Genomic DNA, 5,606 nt, shown 5'->3' on the forward strand with positions numbered 1-5,606 from the left:
GACCACCCTCGTCACCGCCGGCGAACTCCTCACCACCACCCCCAACCCCGACACCCGCATCAAATACGCCCTCACCCACTGCCGCACCCAAGCCACCCGAACCTGACCAACACCCCTTGCTGCGCAGGAAGTCGGCCCCACCGACTTCCTGCGCACCCCCACCGCCCCGCCGCGCGGAAGACCGGCGAGCTTCGACGTCCTGCCGCTTCAACCATGCGCCCCTGGACGAGTGGCTCGACCTGCCGATGTTCTTCGCCGGCTGCACCATGGACGCCAACTCGGCGTACCTCGCCTCGGCCGGTTCCACCCCGATCGTCGACGGGCTCGTGAACCAGCCCGCGGGCGAGCGCCGGCACCGGATCCTGGCTGCCACCGCGCCGGGCGCAGCGAAGAAGTTGCGCTCGATCCCCTTGGCCTGTGGGCAAGTCGGGCTCTCGGTCGGGTCCGATCTCGTCCGGGGTTGTCGACGCGCGCGTGGACCGGAGGCGCGGTCGGGCCGACAATTCCCGCGCGCACTCGCGGTGGGTGCACCAGAATGCCCGCATGGAAACGGACACCGTGGCGGAGCTGGTCACGCGGGCACTGGTGGCGGCGCGCGCCATCGCCGCTTCGGACGACCCGGACGACCATGACGGCTGGGCCGAGTACGTATCGCTGCTGTGGCAGGCGGCCGCCGACAGGGCGGCGCTGCCGCTCGGCCTGGAGCTGATCGGTTCGGCCGATCCGATCGAGCGCGGGGCGGGCTGCGACCTGCTGCGCGACGCCTGCTATCACCACGAGGCGGTCCGCGTCGGGACGGCCACCGCGCTGGTCGCCCTCGCGCAGCGGGAGACCGAGGCCGACGTACTGCGGTCCCTGGCGCGCGCGATCGAGCAGACGCACGACCCGCGCGCCGTCCCCGTCCTCGTCACCCTCGCCGGGCATCCCGACGCCGAGGTCCGCGAGGGGGTGGCCCGCTCGTTCGCGGAGGTCCTCACCGGCCTACCGGACGGGCCGGACATCCGCACCCTCATCGGGCTGAGCCAGGACCCGGACCCGGAGGTCCGCAACTGGGCGACGTTCACCCTCGGCGTCCAGTCCGAGGTGGACAGCCCCGCGATCCGGGCCGCGCTCTGGGAGCGGACGGCCGACGAGCACGCCGACGCCCGTACGGAGGCGATCCGCGGACTGGCCAGTCGGCACGACCCCCGCGCCGTCCCGCTCCTGGCCGAACTGCTCGGCAACCCCGAGGACGCGCACCTCCTCACGTTCAGCGCGGCGCCGATCGCGGACGTCCTCGAACCGCTGCCGGCCCTCCCGGAGTACGAGCCCGGCGAGGACTGGGTCACCGATGCCGTGAACGCCTGCAACCCGGCTCGGCGGGCCCGCCTGGACGCCTTCGCCTGGGAGCTGGTCTGCACGCTCGACCGGCTCCGCCCCGACCTGGGCGCCGCCGTCTCCATGGAACGCTTCGGCTGGGGCCGCTCCCTCGGCCTCGACGCCGCCTTCGGGTCGTCGAGCTACGACATCGAGGCGCTGCTCGCCCGCGCGGACGGCGACCCCGCGCGCGCTGCCGAGCTGGTCACGGCCGACCTGCCGAGCACCCTGCCCGGTTCCCCTCCCGGCCCTCGGTGTGGATCCAGGCCACTTTGTCGATGACGGCTGCCACGCCTCTGCCCCGTACGCAGTGCGGTGGTACCGGAAGCGCCGAGTGCCTGCCCGGCGCCAGGAGGAGTCACGGCCCCCTACTCTTCGCCCATGCATCTCAGAAGATCCACAACCTTGCTGATCGGAGCACTGGCTCTGGTCAGCGCGTGCTCCAGCACGCCTGTCCCGCTCGCGGCGCACGGGAGTGGCGCGCGGGCCAAGCTGAACGCCGCCGAGCTCCAAGGTCGCTGGTGGAGCTGGGCGGCTTCGAGCACCAGCGACTCGAACCCGGTCTCGGATCCGGACGGCCACCTGTGCGCCCGGGGACAGAAGGGCGGCGTCTGGTTCCTGGCCGGCACCTTCGGCGGGGCCGTGACGCGTTCGTGCACAGTGCCCGCGGCACGGCCGGTGGCTTTCCCCCTGGTGAACCTCTTCGGCGAAACGGACGACTGCAACGCCTTCATGGCCACGGCACAGGGGAGCGCCGTCCTCGACGGCCAAGCGCTGGAACCCGATCGGTACGAGGCCACAGCCGTGCAGATCAGTGCGGTGGCCGGCAATCCGCTCACCCGGGACGGGGGGCGGTTCCGAACCCAGGCCTGCGGACTCTGGGTACAAGTGGAACCGCTGGCCCCCGGCAACCACACACTGAGCATCAGAGGCTCGTCGGGATCCTTTGCCGTCTCCGTGGACTACAAGCTCCAGGTCTCGGCCGGCTGAAGAACGGCCCGGTTCGATCAGTGACGTGTCGGAACAGCCGAGCGGTCGGCTGCTTCGCGTCAGTGGGTGTGGTTCGGCCGGCCCGGGGTGGGGGTGCCCATCGTCTGCCCCGGGCGCAGGATCGGGATACCGGTCTGGACGGGCCCGCAGGTGATGATCCGGCCGGCCGAGTCGTGGAAGCACTTGCCCTGCGGGTCCGATTCCTCGGCGGTCGCCGTCGCGCCCACCGCGCCCACTGCGCGCCGGACCGGCAGGATCGTAGCGGCGGGCCCGGACACTCGCGTGCCCGGGCCCGTGCGGCAGCGGTGCCGTCAGTGCGCGGCGGCCTCCCAGTTGGGGCCGACGCCGACCGAGACGTCCAGCGGGGCACGCAGCGGGTAGGCGCCCGCCATCTGCTCGCGGACGACGGCCTCGACCTGCTCGCGCTCGCCCGGGGCCAGCTCCAGCACGATTTCGTCGTGCACCTGGAGCAGCATCCGGGAGGTGAGGCCGGCCGTACGCAGCGCTTCGTCCACCCGGAGCATGGCGATCTTGACGATGTCGGCGGCCGAGCCCTGGATCGGGGCGTTGAGGGCCATCCGCTCGGCCATCTCGCGGCGCTGGCGGTTGTCGCTGTTGAGGTCCGGCAGGTAGCGGCGGCGGCCGAGCAGGGTCTCGGTGTAGCCCGTCGCCCGGGCCTCGTCGACGACCCGGCGCAGGTAGTCCCGCACGCCGCCGAAGCGCTCGAAGTAGGTGTCCATCAGGCCCTGGGCCTCGGCGGGCTTGATGCCGAGCTGCTGCGAGAGCCCGTACGCGGAGAGTCCGTACGCCAGGCCGTAGGACATGGCCTTGATCTTGCGGCGCATCTCGGCGTCCACCGCGGCGCGCGGCACCTCGAAGACCTGGGAGGCGACGGTGGTGTGGAGGTCCTCGCCGGAGGCGAAGGCCTCCAGCAGCGCCTCGTCCTCGGACAGGTGGGCCATGATCCGCAGTTCGATCTGGGAGTAGTCGGCGGTGAGCAGCGACTCGTAGCCCTCGCCGACGACGAAGGCGCGGCGGATCGCCCGGCCCTCCTCGGTGCGGACCGGGATGTTCTGCAGGTTCGGGTCCTGCGAGGAGAGTCGGCCGGTGGCGGCGACCATCTGGTTGAAGGTGGTGTGGATCCGGCCCTTGGGCGAGACGGTCTTGAGCAGGCCCTCGACGGTGGTGCGCAGCTTGGCCTGGTCGCGGTGGCGCAGCAGGACGACCGGCAGTTCGTTGTCGGTCTGGGTGGCCAGCCAGGTGAGCGCGTCGGCGTCGGTGGTGTAGCCGGTCTTGATCTTCTTGGTCTTGGGGAGTGCGAGCTCGCCGAAGAGGATCTCCTGGAGCTGCTTGGGCGAGCCGAGGTTGAACTCGTGCCCGGCGGCGGCGTGCGCCTCCTCCACCACGCGCTGGATCTCGGCGGCGAACTGGGCCTCCAGGCCGGTGAGCCACTCGCGGTCGGCGGCGATGCCGTAGCGCTCCATCCGGGCCAGCAGGGCGGCGATGGGCAGTTCCATGTCGTGCATCAGCTCGGCGGCGCCGACCTCGCCGAGGCGGGTGTCGAAGAGCGTGGCGAGGTCGAGTACGGCGCGGGCCTGGAGCATCAGCGACCGGGCGGCGGCCGTCTCGTCCTCCTCCGGTGCGTCGAAGGAGAGTTGGCCGCTCTCGGTGGCGGGGGCCGGGGTGAGCGAGCGCGCCAGGTACTCCTCGGCGAGCACCTCCAGGGTGAAGGTGCGGCGGCCGGGCTTCTCCAGGTAGGCGGCGAGCGCGGTGTCGGCGACGACGCCCTCGATGGTCCAGCCGCGCTCGGCGAAGGCGCGCATGACCTGCTTGGCGATGTGCAGGGCCTTGGGGGCGCCGGCGTCGGCGAGCCAGGCGGCGAAGGCCCGCTCGTCCTCCTCGGCGAGCAGCGCCGGGTCGAACCAGGCGGCCGTCTCCCCGGCGGCGAGCGCCACTTCGGTGACCTCGCCGGCGCCGAGCGCCCACTGGTAGACGGCGGCGAGCGCGACGGTGGTCTTGCCGTCGGAGGCGTGCTCGGCGAGCCAGGCGGCCAGGGTGCCGGGGTCGGTGAGGAGTTCGCCGTCCACCTCGACGCCGGGGGCGAGCTCGGCTTCGGCGGTGTCCGAGCCGGTGGTCGGGTCGATGCCGAAGACGCGGTCGCGGAAGTTGGCGTTGCGGAACTCCAGCGACTCCATCAGGGTGCCGACGGCGTCCTTGTCGAAGGGCTTGCGGTCCAGGTCGGTGACGCCGAGCGGGAGTTCGACGTCGCGGACCAGCTCGGTGAGCACCCGGTTGCGCTTGACCGAGTCGAGGTGGTCGCGCAGCTTCTCGCCGATCTTGCCCTTGACCTCGTCGGCGCGGGCGACGAGTTCGTCGAAGGAGCCGAACTGGTTGACCCACTTGGCGGCGGTCTTCTCGCCGACGCCGGGGATGCCGGGGAGGTTGTCGGACGGGTCGCCGCGCAGCGCGGCGAGGTCCGGGTACTGGCGCGGGGTGACGCCGTACTTCTCGGCGACCTTCTCCGGGGTGTAGCGGGTGAGCTCGGAGACGCCCTTGGTCGGGTAGAGCACGGTGACGTGGTCGGTGACCAGCTGGAGCGAGTCGCGGTCGCCGGTGACGATGTCGACGTCGTAGCCGGCCGCCTCGGCGGCGGTGGCCAGGGTGGCGATGATGTCGTCGGCCTCGAAGCCCTCGGCCGTCAGCCGGGGGACGTGCATGGCGTCGAGCAGTTCGCCGATCAGGCCGACCTGGCTGCGGAACTCGTCCGGCGTCTTGGCGCGGTTGGCCTTGTAGTCGGGGAACTCGACGGAGCGGAAGGTCTGCCGGGAGAGGTCGAAGGCGACGGCGAGGTGGGTGGGCTGCTCGTCCCGGACGGTGTTGGCGAGCATCGAGGCGAAGCCGTAGACCGCGTTGGTGGGCTGGCCGGTGGAGGTGTTGAAGTTCTCCACGGGCAGGGCGTAGAAGGCCCGGTAGGCCATCGAGTGCCCGTCGAGCAGCATCAGCCGGGGCCGCGGGCCGGCCCCGCCGCCACCCGTCGCGCCCTTGTCCGTACTCTGCGTAGCCACGTCAACGTCCGTTCCTGCCGATTCCACTACCGGCCACCGATCCTATGGCCCGGCACCGACAAAAAGGACGCCGCGCCGGTTCGGCCGCGGCTGCTACCTATGAGTAGGACGGTCGTACGATCACAGGCGGCACATCCCCCCAGCAGATCCCAGCGGCAGGAGTTCCCCCATGACCGATGCGGCCCCCGGCACCGC

Annotated in this window: 4 protein-coding genes; 2 read left to right on the plus strand and 2 right to left on the minus strand. The window is 71.9% G+C overall.

Going from position 1 to position 5,606, the window contains the following annotated elements; all coding sequences use genetic code 11:
• Positions 1-543 precede the first annotated feature (543 nt).
• Both ACIQOV_RS24860 and ACIQOV_RS24865 read left to right on the plus strand, forming a co-directional pair.
• Entirely contained in the window at positions 544-1,638 is a 1,095-nt protein-coding gene (locus ACIQOV_RS24860; RefSeq protein WP_401051926.1) for a HEAT repeat domain-containing protein, read from the plus strand.
• Between the two features lie 123 nt (positions 1,639-1,761).
• A complete protein-coding gene (locus tag ACIQOV_RS24865) occupies positions 1,762-2,346 on the plus strand; it encodes a signal protein (RefSeq protein WP_401051928.1) in 585 nt (194 codons plus the stop codon).
• Between the two features lie 59 nt (positions 2,347-2,405).
• Here ACIQOV_RS24865 and ACIQOV_RS24870 read toward each other — a convergent pair whose 3' ends face one another.
• Entirely contained in the window at positions 2,406-2,573 is a 168-nt protein-coding gene (locus ACIQOV_RS24870) for a hypothetical protein (RefSeq protein WP_401051931.1), read from the minus strand.
• An 84-nt stretch (positions 2,574-2,657) separates the two neighbouring features.
• Positions 2,658-5,345, minus strand: coding sequence for a DNA polymerase I (polA, locus tag ACIQOV_RS24875; RefSeq protein ID WP_401051933.1), 2,688 nt, complete (start codon positions 5,343-5,345; stop codon positions 2,658-2,660).
• Positions 5,346-5,606: the final 261 nt, after the last annotated feature.

Origin of the sequence: Kitasatospora sp. NPDC091257, assembly GCF_044757675.1 — a bacterium.
Lineage (GTDB): Bacteria > Actinomycetota > Actinomycetes > Streptomycetales > Streptomycetaceae > Kitasatospora > Kitasatospora lactacystinica.

What these genes read in the sequence shown, in the direction of transcription:
- ACIQOV_RS24860 (WP_401051926.1), top strand. Translation starts at nt 544, where the DNA reads ATGGAAACGGACACCGTGGCGGAGCTGGTCACGCGGGCACTGGTGGCG.
- polA (WP_401051933.1), bottom strand. Translation starts at nt 5,345, where the DNA reads ATGCTGCTCGACGGGCACTCGATGGCCTACCGGGCCTTCTACGCCCTG.